21 protein-coding genes are annotated in these 19,921 nt (G+C 67.4%); 5 read left to right on the top strand and 16 right to left on the bottom strand.

Features of this window, described 5'->3' with window-relative positions; all coding sequences use genetic code 11:
- Positions 1 to 40 precede the first annotated feature (40 nt).
- Entirely contained in the window at positions 41 to 517 is a 477-nt protein-coding gene (rplO, locus tag GH815_RS07730; protein ID WP_153748193.1) for a 50S ribosomal protein L15, read from the bottom strand.
- Positions 518 to 852: 335 nt separating this feature from the next.
- Between rplO and GH815_RS07725 the strand changes: the two genes are divergently transcribed.
- Positions 853 to 1,569 (top strand): hypothetical protein, encoded by a 717-nt coding sequence (locus GH815_RS07725; protein WP_153748192.1) that lies wholly within the window; start codon positions 853 to 855, stop codon positions 1,567 to 1,569.
- 109 nt (positions 1,570 to 1,678) lie between these two features.
- Here GH815_RS07725 and ubiV read toward each other — a convergent pair whose 3' ends face one another.
- The 4 genes from ubiV to GH815_RS07705 form a co-directional block, all read right to left on the bottom strand.
- On the bottom strand, positions 1,679 to 2,599 hold the full coding sequence (gene ubiV, locus GH815_RS07720) for a ubiquinone anaerobic biosynthesis protein UbiV (protein WP_153748191.1): 921 nt from the start codon (positions 2,597 to 2,599) through the stop codon (positions 1,679 to 1,681).
- A 4-nt stretch (positions 2,600 to 2,603) separates the two neighbouring features.
- Positions 2,604 to 3,602 carry a ubiquinone anaerobic biosynthesis protein UbiU gene (gene ubiU, locus GH815_RS07715; RefSeq protein WP_153748270.1) on the bottom strand — a complete coding sequence of 333 codons (999 nt, stop codon included), beginning with the start codon at positions 3,600 to 3,602 and terminating at the stop codon, positions 2,604 to 2,606.
- Positions 3,603 to 3,607: 5 nt separating this feature from the next.
- A complete protein-coding gene (gene ubiT / locus GH815_RS07710) occupies positions 3,608 to 4,144 on the bottom strand; it encodes a ubiquinone anaerobic biosynthesis accessory factor UbiT (protein WP_246176353.1) in 537 nt (178 codons plus the stop codon).
- 127 nt (positions 4,145 to 4,271) lie between these two features.
- Positions 4,272 to 4,733 (bottom strand): hypothetical protein, encoded by a 462-nt coding sequence (locus tag GH815_RS07705; RefSeq protein ID WP_153748190.1) that lies wholly within the window; start codon positions 4,731 to 4,733, stop codon positions 4,272 to 4,274.
- A 172-nt stretch (positions 4,734 to 4,905) separates the two neighbouring features.
- Here GH815_RS07705 and GH815_RS07700 point away from each other — a divergent pair, with 172 nt between their 5' ends.
- Complete coding sequence (locus tag GH815_RS07700; RefSeq protein WP_170290318.1) at positions 4,906 to 5,793, top strand: S8 family serine peptidase; 888 nt, start codon at positions 4,906 to 4,908, stop codon at positions 5,791 to 5,793.
- Here the strand turns inward: GH815_RS07700 and GH815_RS07695 are convergent, their stop codons facing one another.
- The gene (locus GH815_RS07695) at positions 5,794 to 6,372 is read right to left on the bottom strand and encodes a hypothetical protein (RefSeq protein WP_153748188.1); all 579 of its coding nucleotides are present in this window, start codon (positions 6,370 to 6,372) and stop codon (positions 5,794 to 5,796) included. It lies immediately after the preceding gene.
- Positions 6,373 to 6,532: 160 nt separating this feature from the next.
- Positions 6,533 to 8,212 carry an ABC transporter permease gene (locus GH815_RS07690; protein ID WP_153748187.1) on the bottom strand — a complete coding sequence of 560 codons (1,680 nt, stop codon included), beginning with the start codon at positions 8,210 to 8,212 and terminating at the stop codon, positions 6,533 to 6,535.
- Positions 8,213 to 8,302: 90 nt separating this feature from the next.
- Here GH815_RS07690 and GH815_RS07685 point away from each other — a divergent pair, with 90 nt between their 5' ends.
- A complete protein-coding gene (locus GH815_RS07685) occupies positions 8,303 to 9,178 on the top strand; it encodes a hypothetical protein (protein ID WP_153748186.1) in 876 nt (291 codons plus the stop codon).
- Positions 9,179 to 9,206: 28 nt separating this feature from the next.
- Here GH815_RS07685 and GH815_RS07680 read toward each other — a convergent pair whose 3' ends face one another.
- Positions 9,207 to 9,467, bottom strand: coding sequence for a DUF2312 domain-containing protein (locus GH815_RS07680; RefSeq protein WP_343030712.1), 261 nt, complete (start codon positions 9,465 to 9,467; stop codon positions 9,207 to 9,209).
- A gap of 130 nt (positions 9,468 to 9,597) precedes the next feature.
- Between GH815_RS07680 and GH815_RS07675 the strand changes: the two genes are divergently transcribed.
- Entirely contained in the window at positions 9,598 to 9,813 is a 216-nt protein-coding gene (locus tag GH815_RS07675; RefSeq protein WP_153748185.1) for a hypothetical protein, read from the top strand.
- Here the strand turns inward: GH815_RS07675 and GH815_RS07670 are convergent.
- From GH815_RS07670 to GH815_RS07660, 3 genes are all read right to left on the bottom strand, one after another.
- Positions 9,800 to 11,929 carry an enoyl-CoA hydratase-related protein gene (locus tag GH815_RS07670; RefSeq protein ID WP_153748184.1) on the bottom strand — a complete coding sequence of 710 codons (2,130 nt, stop codon included), beginning with the start codon at positions 11,927 to 11,929 and terminating at the stop codon, positions 9,800 to 9,802. The genes GH815_RS07675 and GH815_RS07670 overlap by 14 nt on opposite strands.
- Positions 11,930 to 12,061: 132 nt before the next feature.
- Positions 12,062 to 12,274 (bottom strand): hypothetical protein, encoded by a 213-nt coding sequence (locus GH815_RS07665; RefSeq protein WP_153748183.1) that lies wholly within the window; start codon positions 12,272 to 12,274, stop codon positions 12,062 to 12,064.
- A 266-nt stretch (positions 12,275 to 12,540) separates the two neighbouring features.
- Positions 12,541 to 12,858 carry a TraR/DksA family transcriptional regulator gene (locus tag GH815_RS07660; protein WP_153748182.1) on the bottom strand — a complete coding sequence of 106 codons (318 nt, stop codon included), beginning with the start codon at positions 12,856 to 12,858 and terminating at the stop codon, positions 12,541 to 12,543.
- Between the two features lie 219 nt (positions 12,859 to 13,077).
- Between GH815_RS07660 and GH815_RS07655 the strand changes: the two genes are divergently transcribed.
- Positions 13,078 to 13,518, top strand: coding sequence for a TIGR01244 family sulfur transferase (locus GH815_RS07655; RefSeq protein WP_153748181.1), 441 nt, complete (start codon positions 13,078 to 13,080; stop codon positions 13,516 to 13,518).
- 16 nt (positions 13,519 to 13,534) lie between these two features.
- Here the strand turns inward: GH815_RS07655 and GH815_RS07650 are convergent, their stop codons facing one another.
- The 5 genes from GH815_RS07650 to GH815_RS07630 form a co-directional block, all read right to left on the bottom strand.
- A complete protein-coding gene (locus tag GH815_RS07650) occupies positions 13,535 to 14,656 on the bottom strand; it encodes a FliM/FliN family flagellar motor switch protein (protein ID WP_153748180.1) in 1,122 nt (373 codons plus the stop codon).
- A gap of 68 nt (positions 14,657 to 14,724) precedes the next feature.
- Positions 14,725 to 17,409: an ATP-binding protein gene (locus GH815_RS07645; RefSeq protein ID WP_153748179.1), complete on the bottom strand. Its 2,685-nt coding sequence runs from the start codon at positions 17,407 to 17,409 to the stop codon at positions 14,725 to 14,727.
- Positions 17,406 to 17,669, bottom strand: coding sequence for a hypothetical protein (locus GH815_RS07640; protein ID WP_153748178.1), 264 nt, complete (start codon positions 17,667 to 17,669; stop codon positions 17,406 to 17,408). Before GH815_RS07640 ends, GH815_RS07645 begins: the two co-directional genes overlap by 4 nt.
- A 4-nt stretch (positions 17,670 to 17,673) precedes the next feature.
- Positions 17,674 to 18,042 carry a response regulator transcription factor gene (locus GH815_RS07635; protein WP_153748177.1) on the bottom strand — a complete coding sequence of 123 codons (369 nt, stop codon included), beginning with the start codon at positions 18,040 to 18,042 and terminating at the stop codon, positions 17,674 to 17,676.
- 83 nt (positions 18,043 to 18,125) lie between these two features.
- Complete coding sequence (locus GH815_RS07630; RefSeq protein ID WP_153748176.1) at positions 18,126 to 19,436, bottom strand: XRE family transcriptional regulator; 1,311 nt, start codon at positions 19,434 to 19,436, stop codon at positions 18,126 to 18,128.
- Between the last annotated feature and the right edge of the window lie 485 nt (positions 19,437 to 19,921).

Raw genomic sequence — 19,921 nt, 5'->3', positions numbered from 1 at the left:
AGGTCAGGATGTAAGCGGCCCGGGGCCTGCGAACAACCACTTATTCGGTCGCCTCGGCCGGGGCGGCGGTCTTGAGCGTGCCGCCCGCCTTCTCGACCGCCTCGACAGCCGCGCGCGAGGCACCGGTCACGTCGAGCGTCAGCTTGCCCGTCACCTCGCCCTTGGCAAGGACGCGGATGCCGTCGAGCTTGCGGCGCACGAGGCCCGAGGCCACCAGCGCGTCCTCGGTGATCGCGACCGTGCCGTCGAGCTTGCCGGCATCGACGAATTTCTGGATCAGGCCCAAGTTCACCACGGCATAGGCCTTGCGGTTGGGCTTGTTGAAGCCGCGCTTGGGCAGCCGCTGGTACAGCGGCATCTGACCGCCCTCGAAGGCGTTGATCGACACGCCCGAACGCGATTTCTGACCCTTGATGCCGCGCCCGGCGGTCTTGCCCTTGCCCGAGCCCGGGCCACGGCCGACCCGCTTGGCCTTTTTCGCGGCACCCGGGTTGTCACGGAGTTCATTCAGTTTCATGTCGCTTCTCCTTGGCCGGACGCGCCCCCGAAGCGAGTTGGGCGGCCACGGCGTTTCCTGATTGTGGATGGGCGGCCCGAGCGGGCCACCGGGGGCGTATACGCGTGGCGCTGCGCGAGATCAAGGGCCGCGTCCATTGCGTGCACAATCCCGCCAGCCTCGTCGGCCCTGGGGCGCATGCGCCGCTTCGCGGAAGGGCGATGAACGCCCATGACGGCGCGGCATCCCGCGCAGATCAACCTTAAGTAGCTGTAACCAATGTTCTATTCGCGTAGACAGCAAGCACTTTCCGGGATAGCCTTAACAGAGGTTAAGGTTCATTCCGGATGGTTCTCATGTTGCGTCCTCTTTTGCTGTTGCCTGTTATCGCTGTTACTTTTCCCGCTTCCGCCGATGCCGCCACTCTCGTCTATCAGGGCTCTCCTTTCGAGACCGCCTATAATGCCGTTATTCACCCGGACTTGAGCGGCGGGATAACTCCGAAAATCTTCGACAATCCCACGGCGCTGACCTTCAGCCTCGATGTCGACACGGATTTCGCCCTCGCCCCCGAGACCTATTATTGGGCCGGGGCCAACGGAATCTCGTTCGCACCACTGGCATCGGGCGGCTTTCACAGCTCGACATGGCAGTCCGCAAACGCCACACTGACCGAGTTCACTTTCGACGATGGGGACTGGACGCACCATTACAGCAACTTCTTCTTCGTGGAATTTTCAACGGATGTGTCGGCAAACATAACGTCTTGGTGGCTGTTCATCCAGACAGGGGCCATCGACTACGATTTGATCACGGCCTCTTCCACCGCAGGCGACCACGTCCGTTCCTACGGCGAATATTCATATTCCTGTCCACCCGACCCCGATTGCGTCGTCGGCGACGCCTCGGTGGCAATGACCGCACAGCCCGGAATGTGGTTCCTGTTCTCCGACGAGACCGGCGACGATTTCTTCACCGAGACCCCCAGCGTGGTGTCGGCGCCCCTGCCCGCGTCGTGGTTCGGGCTGCTGGCGGCGCTCGGCGGACTTGCGGCGTTGCGGCGACGGGCCTGACGGGACCAAAAGGCAACGCCCCGGCGCGGGGCCGGGGCGTGCGATGGGGTGAGAGGCGTAGGGTGGGGTGAGAGGCGTAGGGTGGGTGTCAACCCACCACCTGCAAGGGTCACGCCGGTTCGGCCACCCGCGGCACCCAGTCATGACCGGCCCGGCCGCGATAGAAACCGTTGACGAAGGGCGCCTCGATGCCGAGACCGCGCAGGCGCGCCTCGCCCTCGGCCATTTCGATCCGGCCCGCCAGCACGTCGTCGAAGGCCCGTGTCACCGCGATCATGTCACAGGTATGCGGCATCACCCGGAAATGCGTCACCCCGATATCGCGCATGTCGTCAAGATCGGCCATCAGGTCGAGATAGCCGTAACTCAGCGTCTGGATGCCGTTGATCGTCAGGAACGGCTTTTCGTCCATCGTCATCAGCGTCATGCCGTCCGGGTCGTCGCCGCAGACGAACTGGCAATTGTCCTTGGTCCGCTCATGCGCGCGGGCGTGATAGCAGCGGGCCGACAGCGCAAGCGACGCCCGGCCAAAGACCTGCACCTCGACGCCGACACCCAGTTCCCTTGCCTTTTCGCCAAGCCGCGCGATGGCCGCGCGCGGCAATTCGGGCAGCAGGCTGAAATGGGTTGCGCCCTGGCCTGCCAGATAGGCCATGGTGTCCTCGTTATAGACGTTCAGAAGCCCGCCGATCCGGTGCGGCTTGTCCTTGAGGTGCAGAAGGGCCGCGGTATTGTTCACCTCCAGATCGCGTCCTTCCTGCTGGGACCATTCCATCAGGATGTTGCGCTCGCGCTTGATGACCACCTCGGAGAACGAGCAATAGACCACTTTCTTGCCCGCGCGTTCCAGCCGCTCGGCCACCGCGGGCAGGTGCTCGTCGTCGAAATAGGGGGTGCGCTTGGAACAGATCACCTCGCCCAGATAGACGGTCGAGACCGGGCTTTCATCCGCGATGCGATTGTAGAAGTCGATCTTCTGCTCGGCCGGCCAGTGAAACAGGTTCGGCCCCAGGGTCAGAGACGGGTTCATGCCGTCACCTCCATTTCTTGGTCTTGAGCGCGCCCTCGGTCTGCTTCTGACCCTCGGTCAGCGCGACGAGATCGGCAAGCTTCGGCTCCTGCCCGGCCATGATCGAATCGACCGCCTCGCGGAAGGCGGCGACCACCTTCTTGACATAGGCGCGCGACCGCTGCCGCCCCTCGATCTTGAAGGCATGCACCCCCGCACTGATAAGGTCGGGCAGCATGGTCGAGGCGTTCAGGCTGATCGGCTCCTCGAAGGCGTAGTAGCCGCCGTCGCGCGCGTCGCATTTGTAGCGGCCCTTGCAGATCGTCGGGTAGCCTGCGGTTTCCTCGGGGCCAAAGCGGTCGATCATGTAATCGCCCAGGATCGTCGACATGCTGCCATCGGCGGCGCGTTCGTATTTCACGCAGGCCGCGGGCGAACAGGCGCCGTCCATGTTGGTCGACTGGCCGGTGACATAGTTGGTCAGCGAACAGCGCCCCTCGACCATCAGGCCGTGATTGCCGAAGATGAAGGTCTCGACCTCGCAGGGGATTTCCTGAACCAGCCCCTTGATCTCGCTGATCGTCATGATGCGCGGCAGCACCACACGCTTTACGCCGAATTCGCGGACGTAATACTCGATCGCCTCGGGCGACGAGGCGGCGGCCTGCACCGACAGGTGAATCCGCAGGTCAGGATAATTGTCGCGGATATAGGCGGCCACCGCGATATCGGCGACGATGCAGGCATCCGCGCCCAGCCGCGCCGACAGGTCGACCATCTCCTTCCACAGCTCGACCTTGCCCGCGGGCGGGAAGGTGTTCAGCGTGATCAGAACCTTGGTGCCGCCGTCATGGGCGTAGCGGATGGATTTCTCCATCTCCTCGGGCGTGAAGTTCAGCCCGACGAAATTGCGCGCATTGGTGGCGTTCTGATAGCCGCAATAGACGGCATCCGCGCCTGCATCGACCGCCGAGCGCAGCGCGGCGGGGGTGCCCGCGGGGCAGATCAGCTCGGGCTTGACCATGGCGTTCATGTCTTGGCCCCTTTCCGTTTCTGGGCGTTTTCGGCGGCACGGCGCAGGGCGTTCAGCGCGGCGCGCCCGGGCGGGCCGAACATGTCGGCCACGCTTTCGGCAATCGGATCGTCCACATCGTCCAGCGCATTGCGCAGGCAGACCACCGCCTCGGTATCGCCGGTCACGATCAGATCGCGCGAGAAGAACAGCGCGTCGCCATCCTGCTCGGTATCCATCAGCGTCAGCAGATCGAGGAACTTGCCCGAGATCCGCGCGGCATGCGGTGGCGGATTCCTGCGGCCGACGGCGCGGAAATCCAGCGCCTCGGGATCGGGGCGCAGATACAGCATGAACGGGATGTCGACCGGGTCGATCAGGAAATAGGCATGCCGGTGCGGCCCGAGCCGATCGAACATGTCGGGGTTCTGCACCGCGATACGGTGCACGATCCGCCTGAGGATGGGGTTGAGAAGGAACAGCGGAAGCGGCGGCGCGAACGGAAAACCGCCGGGCCCGCCGGAAAGGCGCGAGGACTGGGGATCGGGTGTCATGGGAGATGTCGATACAGCGATGTTCGTGCGAAGGACTTGACCTACGTCAAAAGTCAGGTGCTGTCCGGGGCACGAATTGTCACATCCGGCGGGTTTTCCCGGAAACGCACCGTTCTCGGCCGGGCGATCACGGAACCGTGAAGCCTGGCCCGAAGCGGCGCTCGAAAAGCGGTCGGCAGGCGGTGCGCCCGTGAACCGGCAGGAAGTTGCGCCCGGGCCGGCCTACATCCATCGTCAGTCCCATGGGCAGTGCCTCGGCCGCGGCCAGAAGGGCCGCATCGGGTGCGACGGTGAAGACGACCGATCTGGCCCCGGGCCGGGCCGCGCTGGAGCCGCGCGGGGTGACGACATAGATGCGCCGGTTGACCGGCACGCGCAATTCGCGCTCGGCAAACTCAGATGCCGCGCACCACAGATCCGCACCGGAATCGCCCGCCCGGGCAAAGACCTCGAACCGGCCGGGATCGGAGGGGTCTGGCAGCACCAGATTGCCCCGCATGGTGCGCATCGGCCCGGGCGCGGCTGTCGGATCCGGCGGCACACAGGCGGCCAGGGCAAGGGCGGCAATCAGGGCAAGGGCGCGACGCATCGGAACCTCTGTCCGGGCCCGGTCCGCAAACCGGGCCGATGGTTCCGGGATACGGGGCGGCAGCCCGGCGCGCAAGCGTCCTCGCCCGGGAATGGGCCCGCAAACGGCACATTGCGGCCATCTTCTGCGGCAATGCTGCGGTCGCGGGGAACAGAAGGAAAGGAATGACGGCATGACGCTGATCCGCTCTCTCTCGCTGGCGCTGAAGGCAGCCGCCTTGACACTGACTGCCTCTGTTGCGTCCGCGCAGGAGGTTCGGCCCTGGATGCCGTCGGAAATCGGTCAGGCGTGGAGCCTTGGGTTCAAGGGGCAGAACACCACGATCACCGTGATCGACGATTTCAACAGCACGCAAACCTATGGCGGCAATCTCCGCGGCACGACCGAACGGCTTCGTCACGGGGAATGGACCGCACTCGAGGCCCAGCTGATGGCACCGAGCGCGACGGTACGCACGCAAGACTTCACCAATACCCGCGCCGTGACGCTGCAAAAGGGGCTGAACACCCTCAACCTGAGCTATGGCATGGTCGCCAAGGCGGGGTATTCGACAATCGGCTGGAGCGCGCGCGAGACTTCGATCATCGCCTATGCCCGGGACGGCAAGGCGGTCGTCGTCAAGGCCGCCGGCAATGACGGGGTTGCGGTCGGCAGCGCCAACGCATCGGGCAATATGGACTACCTGAACCGCGATCTGATCGGCAAGCAATCGGCGATCTTCGTGGGCGCGCTCAGCGCGCATGGCTCGGTGGACCGGCCGGCCTCGCTGGCCTCCTATTCGAACACCGCGGGCAACAACGCGACGGTTCAGAATCAGTTCCTTGTCGTCGGCGTCACCGGAAACACGACCGGGCTTTACGGCACATCCTTTGCCGCCCCGATCGTGTCGGGCTATTCGGCGGTTCTGGGCAGCAAGTTCACCAATGCAACGCCGACGCAGATCACCAACCAGTTGCTGAACACCGCGCGCAAGGACACGATCAAGGACTATTCCGCCGCTCTGCATGGCCGTGGCGAGGCCAGCATTGCCCGGGCACTGGCCCCCGTCGCGATCAAGTGATCAGAACCGGAACTCGAAATCCAGACTGATCCGGGCATCGCTTCGCCCCTTCATACGGAGCAGGTAGTTCAGCGTTTCCTCTGGCGGCAGCAAGTCTGCCGCCAGCCTGCAATTGACCGGCACGACACCGCCGATATCGCCGTAATCCGCTACGCAGGCCGATTCCCTCAGCCGCCCGCCGATCGGGTGGGTCGCCTTCAGCGACAGGGTCGCGCCGTCGAAGGGCCGGGTCTGGTAGACAAAGCCCAGATGAAACGCGGGCTCGATCCGGTACTTGGGGGCCCGCTCGCCTGTGCCGAACCCCCAGATCACCCCGAAATTCGCGGAAACCTGGGTCAGCAGAAGCACCGACAGGTCGGGGAAACGCGGGGTGTACCAGTCGCGGAACGACACCCGGCCGCCATCTGCCAGTTCGTATCCCCCCACGCTCAGCCCCTGCGCCGCCGAGGATCTGTTCGATCCGGCCTGGATGTCGATGAGATGGGTATCCTCCAGCAGATCGAGGGCAGCCGCCCCCGAAGCCCCGGCAAGGACCATGGCCCACGCGGTCAGAACGATCCCGGCGAAGTTCCGTCCCATCGAAATGCCGCCCCGCCCATCCGCCGCGCCGTATCGGCCCCGGGACGCCGCTGCGAACGGCAATCGCTGCAAAGCCCGCCGGTCCCCTGCCCGCATCCTGACGGCAAGTGGTGTTCAAGGTGTTTACGCAGATGACGGTTTAACGCGCGGCAGGGCACGCTCAGCGGTTGGCGCGCGCCAGAAGCCCGACCGCGACCAGCCCGACCGCGCTGACCAGCAGCGCAGCGGGTGCGGCATCGCCCAGATTCTCGAGGCTGGCCTTTTCATAGACCCGCGTCGCGAGGGTGTTGTAGTTGAACGGCCTGAGCAGCAGCGTCGCAGGCAGTTCCTTGACGCAATCGACAAAGACCAGCAGCAGCGCGGTGCCGACCGAGGTACGGATCAGCGGCAGGTGGACAGCAGTCAGCGTGCCCCGCGCCGAACGCCCCAGCGAGCGGGCCGCCATCGGCAGGCTGGGCGCGATCCGGCCCATCGCCGCATCCGCGGCCCCCTGCGCGATGGCAAAGAACCGCACGCCATAGGCATAGATGATCGCAAAGGCCGAGCCGGTCATCACCAGGCCGATATCGACGCCAAAGGCGCCCTCGACCAGATCGGCAAGCGCGTTGTCGGCCGCCGCCATCGGGATCAGCAGACCGACCCCCAGTACCGCGCCCGGCGCCGCATAGCCGATGGTGGTGATCGGCAGCAGCAGCTTGGGCAGGGTGCGCCCGGTCAGCCGCACCGAATAGACCAGAAAGAGCCCCGCCGCGACCGTGCCCACAGCGGCGATCCCGCCCACCGTCAGCGTGTTCGCCAATGCGCGCAGCAACCCCGGATCGACCCAGGCCGCGGTATTGGCCAGCGCATGCGACGCCATCACGCCCACCGGCAGCACGAAGCCCACCGCGACGGGCAGCGCGCAGGCCAGCGTCGCGGCCCAGGCAGCGGGGCCGGTCAGCCGGACCGGAACCAGCGGACGATGCGCCCGGCCCAGATTGTGAAAGCGCAGGTTGCGGCGGCTGATCTTTTCCAGCGCAACCAGCACCAGGATCAGCACCAGGATCACCATGGCGATCTGCGCCGCGCCGCCCGCATTGCCGCCCTGAAGCCAGACCGAGAAGATGCCCGTGGTCAGCGTCTGGACCGAGAAATACTGGACCGTGCCGAAATCGTTCACCGTCTCCATCATCACGATGGCCGCCCCGGCCGCGATGGCAGGCCGGGCCAGCGGCAGGCCGATCCGGCGGAACAGCGCAAACGGCCCCGCCCCCAGCGCGCGCGCCACCTCATAGGCGCCGCCCGACTGCTCGCGAAAGGCCGCGCGGGACAACAGATAGACGTAAGGGTAAAGCGCGGCCGCCAGCACGATCACCGCCGCCTCGCGCGATCGGACCTGCGGGAACCAGTAGTCCCGCGCGCTCTGCCAACCGAAAAGATCGCGTAGCGCGGTCTGCACCGGCCCCGCATATTCCAGGAAATCGACCAGCGCATAGGCGCCCACATAGGCCGGGATCGCCAGCGGCAGCAGCAGCAGCCATTCCAGCCAGCGCGAGAACGGAAAGCGGTAGACCGAGATCAGCCAGGCCGCCCCCGCCCCCACCGCCGAGGCCAGCGCCGCCACGCCCACCATCAGAAAGGCCGTGTTCGACAGATAGCGCGGCAGCGTTGTCGAGACGAGATGCGGCCAGATGTTCTGCTTGGGCGTGAACGCGATCCACATCACCGACAGGATCGGCATCAGCACCAGCGCCGCGATCAGAAGCGCGCCCAGGGACCACGGATCGGGCCGCAGGCGCAGCAGGGCCAGACGCCCGAGCCCGGATTGCGGACGGTTTTCCGGATCAATTCTCGCTGCCATGCCCGGCGATTACAGGAAAGGCATTTTCCTGTCCAGAACGGCCCGTATACTCGCGCGCAACGAAGACCGAAGAAACGGGGCGCAGGCAGCATGGAACTGGTCTATCACATCGGCGCGCATTGCACCGATGACGAGCGGCTGCTGAAGGGCCTGCTCAAGAACCGCGGCATCCTGGCAAAGCAGGGCATCGCCGTACCGGGCCCCGGCCGCTACCGCCCGATCCTGCGCGAAATGATCGTCTCGTTGCGCGGCCGCCCGGCGACGGCCGAGATGCAGCAGATGATCTTCGAGGCGACGACGAATGGCGAAAAGGCAGAGCGACTGATCCTGGTGAACCAGTCCTTCCTGTGCGTGCCGCAAAAGGCGCTGGGCGAGGGCACGCTTTACCCGATGGCGGGCACCAAGGCGCATTGGCTCGCGCAACTCTTTCCCGACCAGCCCTGCGCGTTCTTTCTCGGGCTGCGCAACCCCGCGACCTTGCTGCCTGCGCTTTTTGCGAAGTCACCCGAACGCGATTTCCGTGACTTCCTTGCGGGGACAGACCCCCTTTCGCTGACTTGGTCGGACGTGGTGCGCCGGATCCGCGATGCGGTGCCCAAGGCGCGGCTGACGATCTGGTGCAACGAGGACACGCCGCTGATCTGGCCCGCGCTGATGACCCGCATCGCGGGCCTGCCCGAAGGCACGCAACTGCGCGGGACCGACGATCTGCTGGACACGATCATGCAGCCCGCCGGCATGAAACGGCTGCGCGCCTATCTCGACGAGAAGCCGCCGGTCAGCGAGGCGCAGCGCCGCCGCGTCGTTGCGGCCTTTCTCGACAAATATGCCCTGCCCGACGCCGTGGATCAGGAAATCGACGCGCCGGGCTGGTTCGGCGAGTTGGTCGAGGACCTGACCGCCCGCTACGAAGCGGACCTTGATGCGATTGCCACCATCAAGGGCGTCGAGGTCATCACCGTCTGAGTACCGCGCAGGGGCGTTGCCCGCCCGGTCACGGCATCCCGAGCGCCTGCTTGTAAAGCTCCAGCATCGCCTCTTCCTCGGCGATCTCGTCGCGGTCGCGCTTGCGCAGCGCGATGATCTTGCGCAGCACCTTGGTATCATAGCCGCGCCCCTTGGCCTCGGCCATCACCTCTTTCAGCTGGTCGGCGATGTCCTTCTTCTCGGCCTCAAGCCGTTCATAACGCTCGATGAACTGGCGCAATTCCTCGGCGGTGACGTTATAGCTGATATCGGTGGGCGTCTCGGTCACGCTCGCGGCTCCTCTCTGGCGGGTCGGAGGCCTGACCTAGCGCCGCGCCCGCCCGCCCGCAAGCCCCCTGCCCCTTGCGCCCCCGCGCCCCATGAACTAGGCGCTGGGCCAGTCCAAGGCGGAGGGTGCGATGGCGGCATTGATCTGGATCGGGGCGGCGTTGTCGCTGGCCGGGCTTGCGGGGATCGTCCGGGTGATCCTTCAGGTGCGTGCAGCGCGCGGCGCCAATCTGTCAGAATCCGAACTGCGCGCGCGGCTACAAAAGGCGGTCGCGCTGAACATGGCCGCGCTGGGCATGTCGGCGCTGGGGCTGATGATGGTCGTGATCGGGATCATGCTGGGCTGACATCGGCAGGGGCGGCCGCGGCCCTCCCGTCGAAATCGCAGAACTGACGTCCGGTCTTGATCAGATCGCCGATCAGCGGGTCGGGCGTCCAGATCGCGGCGCCGCCGGGCCGTTCGGCCATCAGCCGCAGCGTGCGCCGCAGCCAGAGCAACCCGCGTTCGTCCGCCGCCCGCATCGGCCCGCCACGCCAGCGCGCCAACCCGGCGCCATGGACCAGCGCCAGGTCGATCTCGACCGCCCGGCGCAGCACACCCCGCCGCAACAGCCCCGCACCGGCCTGCGCCATGCCCGCCAGCACCTGCGCGCGGATCTCGGCATCGGTGACCGGGCGCGGGTTGCGGCCCAGCACCGCGCGCGCCTCGGCCAGCAGCGGATCGAGCGCGGGATCGGGCTGACCGCGGGCGCCGGGCTCGCAATAGACGTAATAACCCCGCCCGGTCGCATGCCCCCCCCGCCCCTCGGCGACAAGCTGCGCCGCCACAAGGATCGGCCGCGCCTCGGGATCGGAACCGCCGGGTAGGTCTGCGCGCAACGCCAGAAGCGTCTGAAGCCCCAGCCGGTCGGCGATCTCGTAAGGGCCATGGCTCAGCCCCCAATCGCGCAGCGCGCGGTCCACCGCATAGGGCGAGGCGCCACCCTCGACCAGCGCATCCGCCGCTTCGAGCGCACCGATCAGGACGCCCAGAACCGGGCTTTCCCCATGGGCGATCAAGCCAAGGCGCTGGGTTGCATGAACGATTTCCCCCAGAGTCGCGATCGCGGCCTCGCTGGTCGCGGGCGTGCAGACCATCTCGGCCAGCGTGGCCTCGGGCACCAGATCGGGCAGGTTCAGCCAGATCGTCGCCTCGGGCCGCTGCCCGCTTTCGGCCAGCAAGGCGGGCGCGACCAGCGCACCGGTACCGACCAGAACCGCCTGGGGCGCCGCGACACCGGCCAGCGCCGAAAACCCGCCCGCGCGCTCCGACCACGGCCCCGCCCCCGCCTCGATCACCACGCTGCAACGCGCCAGTCCCGCGGGCCCGGTGCGTGCCGAAAACCGCGCCCAGGCTGCGTTTCGCGCCGTCGCATCCTTGGCCCCGCCGCCGCTTGCCGCGCCCAGAATCGCATCGACACGGGCCGCGCCTTCGGCCAGCGCCGCTGCATCGGGCGCGGCCATGCACACAGCCCGGCCCGCTGTCAGAACGCTTGCCGCCAGCGCCGCGGCACCTATTCCCCAGCCCCAGATCCCCACCGTCTCGACCGGGCGGGCGGCCTTGGCCCAGCCGGTCGCCCGGCGCCGCGCCGCCGCCTCGCCCAACGCGATGTGGCGCAAGGCCCGGAACGTGGGGCTGTCGCGGCAATCCTCATGCGCCGCCGCCTCGTAGTCGAGCGCCGCCGCAAAGGGCAGCATCGCCGCCGAATCGACGCAATCCAGAACGCGCGCGGGCGCCTCGACCGGCCCGGCCGCAGGCAGCGCCTCGCGGCGGGCGGCCACGGCGGCATGCAGCCGCTCGAAGGGCGGCAGGGCAAGGGCGGGGGCGGGGCGGGGTCCGGCCCGTTCCTCGATCAGGCCAAGGGCAAAGCGCAGCCCCGCCGCGTCGAGATCGCCATCGACCACTGCATCGACCAGACCAAGCCGCCGCGCCTTCGCCGCCCCTACCGGCTGGCCCGACAGCAGCAGATCCAGCGCCGCTTCGGGCGGGATCAGCCGCGGCAGGCGTTGGGTCGTTCCGGCCGCGGGCGGCAGGCCGATGGCGATGTCGGGCAGGCAGAATTCGGTGACGGGCAGCACCACCCGGTAATGGGCGGCCAGCGCCAGTTCGCACCCACCCCCCGACGCCATCCCGCCGACCAGCGCGACCACCGGCATATCGGCGGCGTCGAGCCGGGCGCAGATCGCGCGCAGCCGCGCGGCATCCCCGGCACCCGTGGCGGTCGGGCTCAGACCCAGCGAAAACACCCGCCCGCCCCGCGCCGCGATCAGCACCGCGCGCGTGCCCCGCGTCGCAAGCGCCCCTTCAAGCGCGGTGTCGAGCGCGCCAAGCAGTTCGGGCGTCATCGTGTTTGCCGGGCCGTTCTGCAAGACCAGCCGCCGGATGCCCGGCGCAGGCTCTTCCACCGCAACAAGATGGCTCATCTGTCCGGTCCCCTTGACGGAAAGCGGCACCGCCAAAGGCGGGCGCTCAGACGCTGGGCGCCATTAGGGGACAGCGGGACCGGAAACGCAACATCTGGATGACACCCCCCGCGCTTGCAGGCAGGGGCCGCGTCAGACCGGCATGTTGTCGTAGATGTCGTCGGCGTCGTCGTCGCCAAGTTCCTCTTCGAGCCGCAGGATATCCTCGGGTACCGGCAGGCCCAGCGCCCGGAATTCGGCGATCTTCTCGCGCAACTGTTCCTGAAGGATATGGCGGTCGTCGGGACGCTTCTCGATCTCTTCGAGGATCAGAGCGATTCCCGCCTTGAGTTGTTCGAACGCCATCCGCATCTCCCTTCGCTGCTGCGTTCCGCGGGACGGGTGCCGACCATCCTGGACGGGTCCGGCGTGTCGGACCAGGGGCTCTGACAGCCCTTGGTGACCAGGCGGCGGCTGACCTGACTGGCCACCGCCCCCGAGGTCAGAAGCGTCTCGATCCGTGCCCGGATCATCGCCCGCGTTTCATCATGCATCATGCTGTTGGAATAGGCTGGCATACGGCTGCCTTGGCTCGCGTTGCTCATTTTTCGGTCGTTCCCTTACACCTGCAGTCACCGGGCACAGATGCGGCAAAACGGCGTAGCCGGCACGACATCCAGTCGTTCCTCGGAGATCTCCTCCCCGCAACGCACGCAATAACCGTAACTGCCATCCTCGATTCGCGCGAGAGCTGCATTTATCTGCTTAACTTCGGCGAGACCCGAGATGCCCATGCCTTCCAGCACCTCGTCCTCCTCACGCTCGACCGCGAGCTCGCCCCAGTCCTTGGACTGATGCGTGTCAAGCTCGGCCTCGATATCGTGGAGTCGGCCGTCCAGCTCCGCCAAACGGTTCAGAAGCTGTTGCTTTCTGTCGCCAAGCGTCGCCATGACTGTCCCCCGTTCGCTCTGCGGCAGACCTTTGCACCGCCCGGACGCCTCCGGCTTTGACACACGTCAATTCCCGGACGTGTTCCGCTGCGCAGGCATTGATTCTCGACCGGAAATGCCGGAAATCTCTGGTGGGATTCCAAGGAGACGCCTGAAAATGCGCAGTTTTTCCGACACGAGCGGAGCTTGTTTCCAGAACCGCTCCGCAGGAGCGAAAAGATGAGCAATCTTCCGCCGATGGTTCATCTTACGGATGATTTCTCTGCCGCCCCGCAGGTTTCGGCCGAGCATATGGCGGCGCTGGCGGCCGCGGGCTACCGCACAGTGATCTGTAACCGCCCCGATGCCGAGGTTGCCCCGGGCGAGCAGGCGGCCGATATCGAGGCGGCGGCGCGCGCGGCCGGCTTGGATTTTGCCGTGGTCGAGGTGACCCATGACGGGATCACGCCCGAGACCATTGCGGCCCAGCGACGGGCGCTGACCGACCTGCCGGGGCCGCATTTCGGATATTGCCGGGCGGGGTTCCGTTCGTCCGTGATCTGGGCACTTGCCATGGCCGGAGATCGGCCCACCCCCGAGATCATGGCGGCGCTGGCCCGCGCGGGCTTTGCCGCACCCGGGCTCGAACAGCGGATCGAGGCGCTGGCCGCAGAGCGGTAGCCGCGGGCGCGGCGGCTCAGTTCTGCGCCATCGCCGGGAAGTCGAAGCCGAAATCTGACTCCTCGGCGTCGAAATCGCCCATCGCGGGAAAGTCCGCCATTGCGGGGAAATCCGTCTCGTCCGGAAGATCCGCCATGGCCGGGAAATCCGTGGCAAGGGGGAAACCTGAATCTTCCTCCTCGGGCGCGAAACCGGGCGGCGGCGCACCATGATCCGGCGCGGCGGACAGCGCAGACAGGCCCGGCTGGTCTTCGTCCGGGCCCGCGATCTTGACCGCGCGCTCGCCATTGGCCTGCCCAAGCCGCCCCTCGGTGATGACGACCCGGCCCGGCCCTTCCAGACGGACGGCGCCCAGCGCGGTTGCGGGCATCGGCACCAGATCGCCCGGCCGAAGCCGCCCGATCTCGGCCGCCGACAGCCGCGTGCGCCACAGAACCGCGTTCAGCACCAGTTCGGCCCCCAGCACGCCCGAGCGCAGCGCCTCGGGCCAGGGGGCGCTGTCCTTCTCGGGGGTCTTCTGCTGTTCGGGCTGGGCCGATTCGGGCAACGCAAGGAACAGTTCGCCCCCGCGCAACCCCTCGCCCAGCTTCAGCGTCAGCCGGTAGCCGTGATAGCCGCACTGGGCCAGGATCAGCGGCAGGTGGCGCACATCCTCGATCACGTTGCCCTGCGCATAGCCCGCCGCCCAGTCCCCGCCCGGCAGCGCCGCCATCGCCGCGCCGAAGCGCGACAAGAGCGGGTCGGTCAGGTCGGCCAGAATCGCGGCATCGGTCGCGGTCAGGCTGCGCGGCGCAGCGGCCTCGGACGCCAGTATCCCCAGAAGACGCCATTCCAGCAACGCCAGTGCCAGTTCCGGCGAATAGACGGCCAGCCCCAGCCGCCCCTTGCCGTTGCGCAGCACCATCGACAGCCGCTCGGGCGTTACCTGCTCGCCCAGATCCTCGAGCCGCAGGCGCGACAGGGCGCAATCCTCGACCATGCCGGTGATGCCGAAATCGTCGCGGATCGCGCGCGCCGCTTCAAGGCGCAGCGCGAAACGCCCGTCGCTGCCCGACTCGGCCGTGCGGACCGAAGGCATCGAAACCCGGGCATCGCCCAGTATCTGTCGCAATATCGCGCGATGTGCGTTCTCGGTCATCTGCCGCCCACAGGTCTTGCTTTCCAGAGCTTTCGCACGATCCCGGTTTACAAACCGTTTCGCCGGGCTCAGGCCGCTTCGGCGCGGACCTGCGGAAGGCTGACGCGGAAGGCCGCGCCGCCCTGCCCTGGCAGATAGACGATCGAGCCGCCGAGCCGGCCCATGATCTCGCGGCAGATCGCCAGTCCCAGCCCGGCGCCGCCCGCCTTGCGCGGATCGGTCAGGCGCGAGAACTTCTCGAAGATGATCGCCTGGCTGCGCTCGGGGATGCCCGAGCCGTTATCCACGAAATCCACCGCCACAGCACCCCGCGCCGCCCGCACCCGTATCGTCAGTTCGGGCCCTTCGGCATCGCAGTATTTATGCGCGTTCGAGATCAGGTTGATGAAAACCTGGCTCAGACGGTCGCCATCGGTCATCAGTCGCACCCGTTCGGCCGCCGCATCGCGCCGGATCGTCAGCCCGCCCTGAAGGCTGCCGGTCGCCGCCACCGCCCGGTCGATCAGATCGGCCAGCGTCACTTCCTGAAGGTTCAGCGAGACCTGACCGTTTTCCAGCACCGACAGATCCAGCAGATCGTCCAGCAACCGGGTCAGCCGCAGGCTTTCCTCGTGGATGATGCGGGAATACCTGCCCATGTCCTCGGGCCGCATCCCGTCCGCGCCCATCAGGATCTCGGAAAATGCCCGGATCGAGGTCATCGGCGTGCGCAGTTCATGGCTGATCTGGCTGAGAAAGGCGTCCTTCTGCACGCTCAGTTCGGTCAACTTCTCGTTGGCCTCGCGCAATTGCCGGGCGGTGCGGGCCAGTTCCTCGGACTTGGCCTCGAGCTGGCTGGAATATTCCATCATCTGGGCCGTCTCGTCGGCCACGCGCATCAGATCCTCGACCGAAACCGCCGAGCGGCCGACGATCTGGCCGACCATCGCATGCGCCGTCGCCGCCCCGACCGAACCTGCCAGCGCGCGTTCCAGCCGTTGCAGGAAATCGGGGGTGATGTCGGGCAGGAAGCCCTGCTTGCCCTGATCGGCGGCGCTTCGCCGGAACAGCGCCTGCGCCTCGTCCGCGCCCATGATGCGCTGGGCCATCAACAGCAGATCCTCAGCCTCGGCGCCGCCCTGCCGCCAGCCCGGCCCGGCCGAGGAATGGTCGAAGACATTGACGAATTGCGCGGCCTGGATGCGCTCGATCGGATCGGGAAAGGTCATCAGCGAAACGGTGACGAAGCCCAGCACATTCGCCGCCATCGACACCACCAGCGCATGGACAAGCGGATCGAGCCCATCGAGCCCGAACAGCCCCTGCGGGCGCAGCCAGGAAATGCCCCACGGGCCCTCGGCCAGCAGCGCCGGACCCATCACCGCCCCCCCGCCAAAGCTTGGCAGCAACAACGTATAGGCCCAGAGCCCGAAACCCAGCGTCAGCCCGGCCAGCGCCCCCAGCCGGGTGGCGCCGCGCCACATGATGCCGCCGACCAGCGCGGGCAGCACCTGCGCGATGCCTGCAAACGAGATCAGCCCGATCGCGGCCAGCGCCTCGGAGCCGCCCGACATCCGGTAATAGAGATAGCCCAGCAGCAGCACCCCGCCGATCGAGAACCGGCGCGCCCGCAGCACCAGCATCCGCACATCTCCCGACATCGGGGCGCTGGTTCTGGTCAGGCTCAGGAACAGCGGCATGACGATATGGTTCGACACCATCGTGGACAGCGCGATGGAGGCCACGATCACCATCGAGGTGGCCGAGGAAAACCCGCCCAGAAAGGCCAGCGCGGCCAGCCCGTCATGGCCATGCGCCAGCGGCAGGGTCAGCACGAACAGGTCCGGGTTCGCGCCCGCAGGCATCTCGGCCAGCCCCACCACGGCGATGGGTACGACGAACAGGCTCATCAGGCAGAGATAGGCCGGAAAGGCCCAGGAGGCGGTGGCAAGGTGGCGCTCGTTCTCGTTCTCGACCACAAGAACCTGGAACATCCGCGGCAGCGTCAGGATCGCCGCGGCGGCCAGGAAGGTCAGCCCGATCCAGCGTCCCGGCTGGATCGGCATGCCCGCCAGCGGCGAGGCCTCGATCCGCTCGATCATCGCCGAGACGCCGCCCGCAAGGCCCCAGACCACGAACACCCCCACCGCCAGCAGCGCGATCAGCTTGACCACGGCCTCGACCGCGATGGCGATCACGACGCCGTGGTGGCGCTCGTTGGCATCCAGGTTGCGGGTGCCGAACAGGATGGTGAACAGCGCCAGCCCCCCCGCCACGGTCAGCGCCGTCGAATTCAGGTCGGTCAGCGCCCAAGGCCCGGCGCCGCTGGGCGCAAAGACAGCAAAGGACAGCGTCACCGATTGCAGTTGCAGCGCGATATAGGGCGTCACACCGACGACCGCGATCAGCGTGACGATCACGCCCAGCGCGTTCGACTTGCCATAGCGCGACGAGATCAGATCGGCGATCGAGGTGATCCGCTGGGTGCGCCCGATCCGCACCAGCTTGCGCAGTGTCCACCACCACCCGATGAAGATCAGCGTCGGCCCCAGATAGATGGTGACGAATTCCAGCCCCGAGCGTGCCGCATAACCCACCGCGCCGTAAAAGGTCCAAGCGGTGCAATAGACCGACAACGACAGCGTGTAGATCAGCGGCGAGCGCAGCCAGCCACCCCGGCCCGCCGCCGCGCGCCGGTCGGCCAGAAAGGCGACACCGAACAGCAGCGCGACATAAAGGAGGCAAATCGCAACGAGCAGATCGAAGGCGATCATGGCGCGTCCTCGGGCGCGCGCACGGCATCGTCCATCGCGCCCGAACGGCACAGAAGCCGCGCCACCAGCGCCGACAGCGCGATCAGCCCCCCCCAGACGGCGAACAGATAGATCAGCATCGCCGCCGTAAGCCCGTCCTCGGCATCGAGCACCGGCACCAGGAACAGCGCCAGCCCCAGGAGCGGCAACAGCCTTGCCATGTCCGCCAGACGCCGCCGCCGATACCCTTCGCGGGCCAGGAACAGCGTCGCGCGCCCCATGCCGTCAGGCCCCCGTCAGTTCCCGCACCGAGGCCAGCACCTCGGTATTCGAGAACGGCTTGGCCATGAACCGGCTCGCGCCCACCCTTTCGGCCATCTCTCGGTCCTTGACCTGCCCCTTGGCGGTCAGCATCAGCACCGGCAACCCGTTCAGCCCGGCATCGGCGCGGATGTCGCGTAGGATGTCAAAGCCCGACCGGCCGGGCAGCATCACGTCGAGGATGACGATATCCGGCCGGACCGCGGTCACCCGGTCAAAGGCGGTGGTGCCATCGGAATGGGTGTCCACCCGCCAGCCTTCGCGCGACAGGATGAAGCGGATCGCCTCGATGATGTTCGGTTCGTCCTCGATGAGCAGGACACGCTTGCCCATGGTCCGTCATTCCTCCCCCCGGGCGTTTCTTCGCCGGCCTTTCCCCCGAATATCCGCGCAAAGCGCGGCGCTGTCAAAACCCGTCAGAACCCATCGGCCAGGATCGAGGGCTCGCGCCGGGCCACACAGCTCCGCCGGGGGCAGATCCGGCAGGATGTTCCGATCGGCTGGGCCGGGCTTTCGGGGATCGCGACCGTCTCGGCGGGCAGGATCAGCATTGCCGCCTCCAGCACCTGCGGGCCATCGAATCCGGCAGCCAGCGCGGGCTGGCACAACGCATAGGTCAGAAAGCGCGGCGGCATCGGCCCGCCCGGCTCGACCACCGCGCGCAACGGCGCCATCGGCCGGGCCAGCGCCTGATAAAGCGGCCAGAGCGGGCAGGCCGCGCCGAAACGGGGCAGCGCGAAACCCTCGACAGGCTTGCGGAAGGTCAGCGTGCCGGACCCGTCGCACATTGCCAGCCCCACAGGCCCGCCCGCCAGCGCCGCGGGCAAGGCCGCGAGACGGCGAAAGGCTGCGGCCGGATCGACACCGAAGCGCGCCGCCAGCCGGCCGGGATCCAGCCCCTCCTCCCGCGCCGCCGCGGCGAACTCCGCCAGCGGCATCCGCTCGGCATCGCGGCGATAGCGGACAAGGAATCCCAGCGCCAGCTCGCGCGCCGGGGCAGAGGTCAGTTCCTGCGACGCCGCCACCATATCCGCGGGATCGGCGGGCCGGGCGTCTTCCAGTTCCGGCAGATGATACTCGCGCGCCTTCAGGAACGCCTCGACCTCCTCCTGCGGCGAGGATTGGGTACCCGGATCCTCGGCGCCTTCGTCCAGATAGGCCACCAGCGCCTGCGCCCCCTCGGCCAGACGGCGGCTGTCATCCGACAGGTTGCGGTGGAACCGCCGCCGCCAGTCGGGGTCGATATCCTCGGTCTCGGCCAGAATCGCCGCGGTCGAGCGGATCGCCGTGACCGCCGAAATCACCTCGTGCAGCGAGGCCGACAGGAACGGGTCATGGGTCATCCGGTCGGTCAGCATCTCGACGGTGCGTTCCAGTTCGCGCACCCGGCGGTGACGCGCGGCCAGCAGCGCCGCCCAGCCGGGGAATCGCCCGGCGAGTTCCTCGATCCGGTCGATCTCGGCGCTGCCGCCCTCCTGCACCGCGGCGGCCTCGCGCAGCGTCTCGATCAGCGCAGCCCCCGCACCCTCGGTCAGCGCACTGGCCTCGACTCCCAGATGGCGGGCCAGTTCAACCAGAAGCCTGCCCCCGATTCTGCGGCGGTTATGCTCGATCAGGTTCAGATAGGACGGCGAGATACCCGCCAGGCGCGCAAGATCGGCCTGACGCATCCCCAACAGGGCGCGCCGCTCGCGGATGCGCGTGCCGGTCAGCGCGCTGCGTGGCATGTCCTCTCCCTCCGTGGCCTGTGCCTTTACAGAACCAGTCCCCAGATTTACCGGAAAACACTTTCCTGAAAAGCTCTTGCCGTCTTGTTTTCCATAATGCGTTCCAAAGGCCGGATCGCCGTAAAGTATCGCGCCGGGCCAGACCTGCCCCGGCGGCGCGCGCGGACCGGCCGCAACCCGGGGCAGATCCGCGCCGACCGGCGGATCGGGCAGTTGCGCCAGCCCGGGCAGATGCGCAACATCGCCCGCAGGGCCCGTGCACGGGTCGGCATGGTCGTGCACGGGCTGCCTGACGCGATTTGCCCCGGGGTCCGGCCCCGGACAGGAAATGTTCAAGAGGAACCGGGGCGCCCGGGCGGGTGCGGCATCCGTCCCGGCAAGCCCGAAGGGAGGAATGACGATGATGACCAGACTTTACCCCCCCTCGCCTGATTTTGCGCGCGGAGCGCATGTTGACGGGGCGTTGTATGAGGAGATGTATCGCC

It is taken from the genome of Rhodovulum strictum, assembly GCF_009649175.1.
In the GTDB taxonomy this organism is placed as follows: Bacteria; Pseudomonadota; Alphaproteobacteria; order Rhodobacterales; family Rhodobacteraceae; genus Rhodovulum; species Rhodovulum strictum.
The sequence above is the reverse complement of the archived record's forward strand: the minus strand, read 5'-3'. Positions and strand labels throughout refer to the sequence as shown.

Bases quoted from the DNA above. Each gene is read 5' to 3' on its own strand.
- rplO (WP_153748193.1), bottom strand. From the start codon at position 517: ATGAAACTGAATGAACTCCGTGACAACCCGGGTGCCGCGAAAAAGGCC.
- GH815_RS07725 (WP_153748192.1), top strand. From the start codon at position 853: ATGTTGCGTCCTCTTTTGCTGTTGCCTGTTATCGCTGTTACTTTTCCC.
- ubiV (WP_153748191.1), bottom strand. From the start codon at position 2,599: ATGAACCCGTCTCTGACCCTGGGGCCGAACCTGTTTCACTGGCCGGCC.
- ubiU (WP_153748270.1), bottom strand. From the start codon at position 3,602: ATGGTCAAGCCCGAGCTGATCTGCCCCGCGGGCACCCCCGCCGCGCTG.
- ubiT (WP_246176353.1), bottom strand. From the start codon at position 4,144: ATGACACCCGATCCCCAGTCCTCGCGCCTTTCCGGCGGGCCCGGCGGT.
- GH815_RS07705 (WP_153748190.1), bottom strand. From the start codon at position 4,733: ATGCGTCGCGCCCTTGCCCTGATTGCCGCCCTTGCCCTGGCCGCCTGT.
- GH815_RS07700 (WP_170290318.1), top strand. From the start codon at position 4,906: ATGACGCTGATCCGCTCTCTCTCGCTGGCGCTGAAGGCAGCCGCCTTG.
- GH815_RS07695 (WP_153748188.1), bottom strand. From the start codon at position 6,372: ATGGGACGGAACTTCGCCGGGATCGTTCTGACCGCGTGGGCCATGGTC.
- GH815_RS07690 (WP_153748187.1), bottom strand. From the start codon at position 8,212: ATGGCAGCGAGAATTGATCCGGAAAACCGTCCGCAATCCGGGCTCGGG.
- GH815_RS07685 (WP_153748186.1), top strand. From the start codon at position 8,303: ATGGAACTGGTCTATCACATCGGCGCGCATTGCACCGATGACGAGCGG.
- GH815_RS07675 (WP_153748185.1), top strand. From the start codon at position 9,598: ATGGCGGCATTGATCTGGATCGGGGCGGCGTTGTCGCTGGCCGGGCTT.
- GH815_RS07670 (WP_153748184.1), bottom strand. From the start codon at position 11,929: ATGAGCCATCTTGTTGCGGTGGAAGAGCCTGCGCCGGGCATCCGGCGG.
- GH815_RS07665 (WP_153748183.1), bottom strand. From the start codon at position 12,274: ATGGCGTTCGAACAACTCAAGGCGGGAATCGCTCTGATCCTCGAAGAG.
- GH815_RS07660 (WP_153748182.1), bottom strand. From the start codon at position 12,858: ATGGCGACGCTTGGCGACAGAAAGCAACAGCTTCTGAACCGTTTGGCG.
- GH815_RS07655 (WP_153748181.1), top strand. From the start codon at position 13,078: ATGAGCAATCTTCCGCCGATGGTTCATCTTACGGATGATTTCTCTGCC.
- GH815_RS07650 (WP_153748180.1), bottom strand. From the start codon at position 14,656: ATGACCGAGAACGCACATCGCGCGATATTGCGACAGATACTGGGCGAT.
- GH815_RS07645 (WP_153748179.1), bottom strand. From the start codon at position 17,409: ATGATCGCCTTCGATCTGCTCGTTGCGATTTGCCTCCTTTATGTCGCG.
- GH815_RS07640 (WP_153748178.1), bottom strand. From the start codon at position 17,669: ATGGGGCGCGCGACGCTGTTCCTGGCCCGCGAAGGGTATCGGCGGCGG.
- GH815_RS07635 (WP_153748177.1), bottom strand. From the start codon at position 18,042: ATGGGCAAGCGTGTCCTGCTCATCGAGGACGAACCGAACATCATCGAG.
- GH815_RS07630 (WP_153748176.1), bottom strand. From the start codon at position 19,436: ATGCCACGCAGCGCGCTGACCGGCACGCGCATCCGCGAGCGGCGCGCC.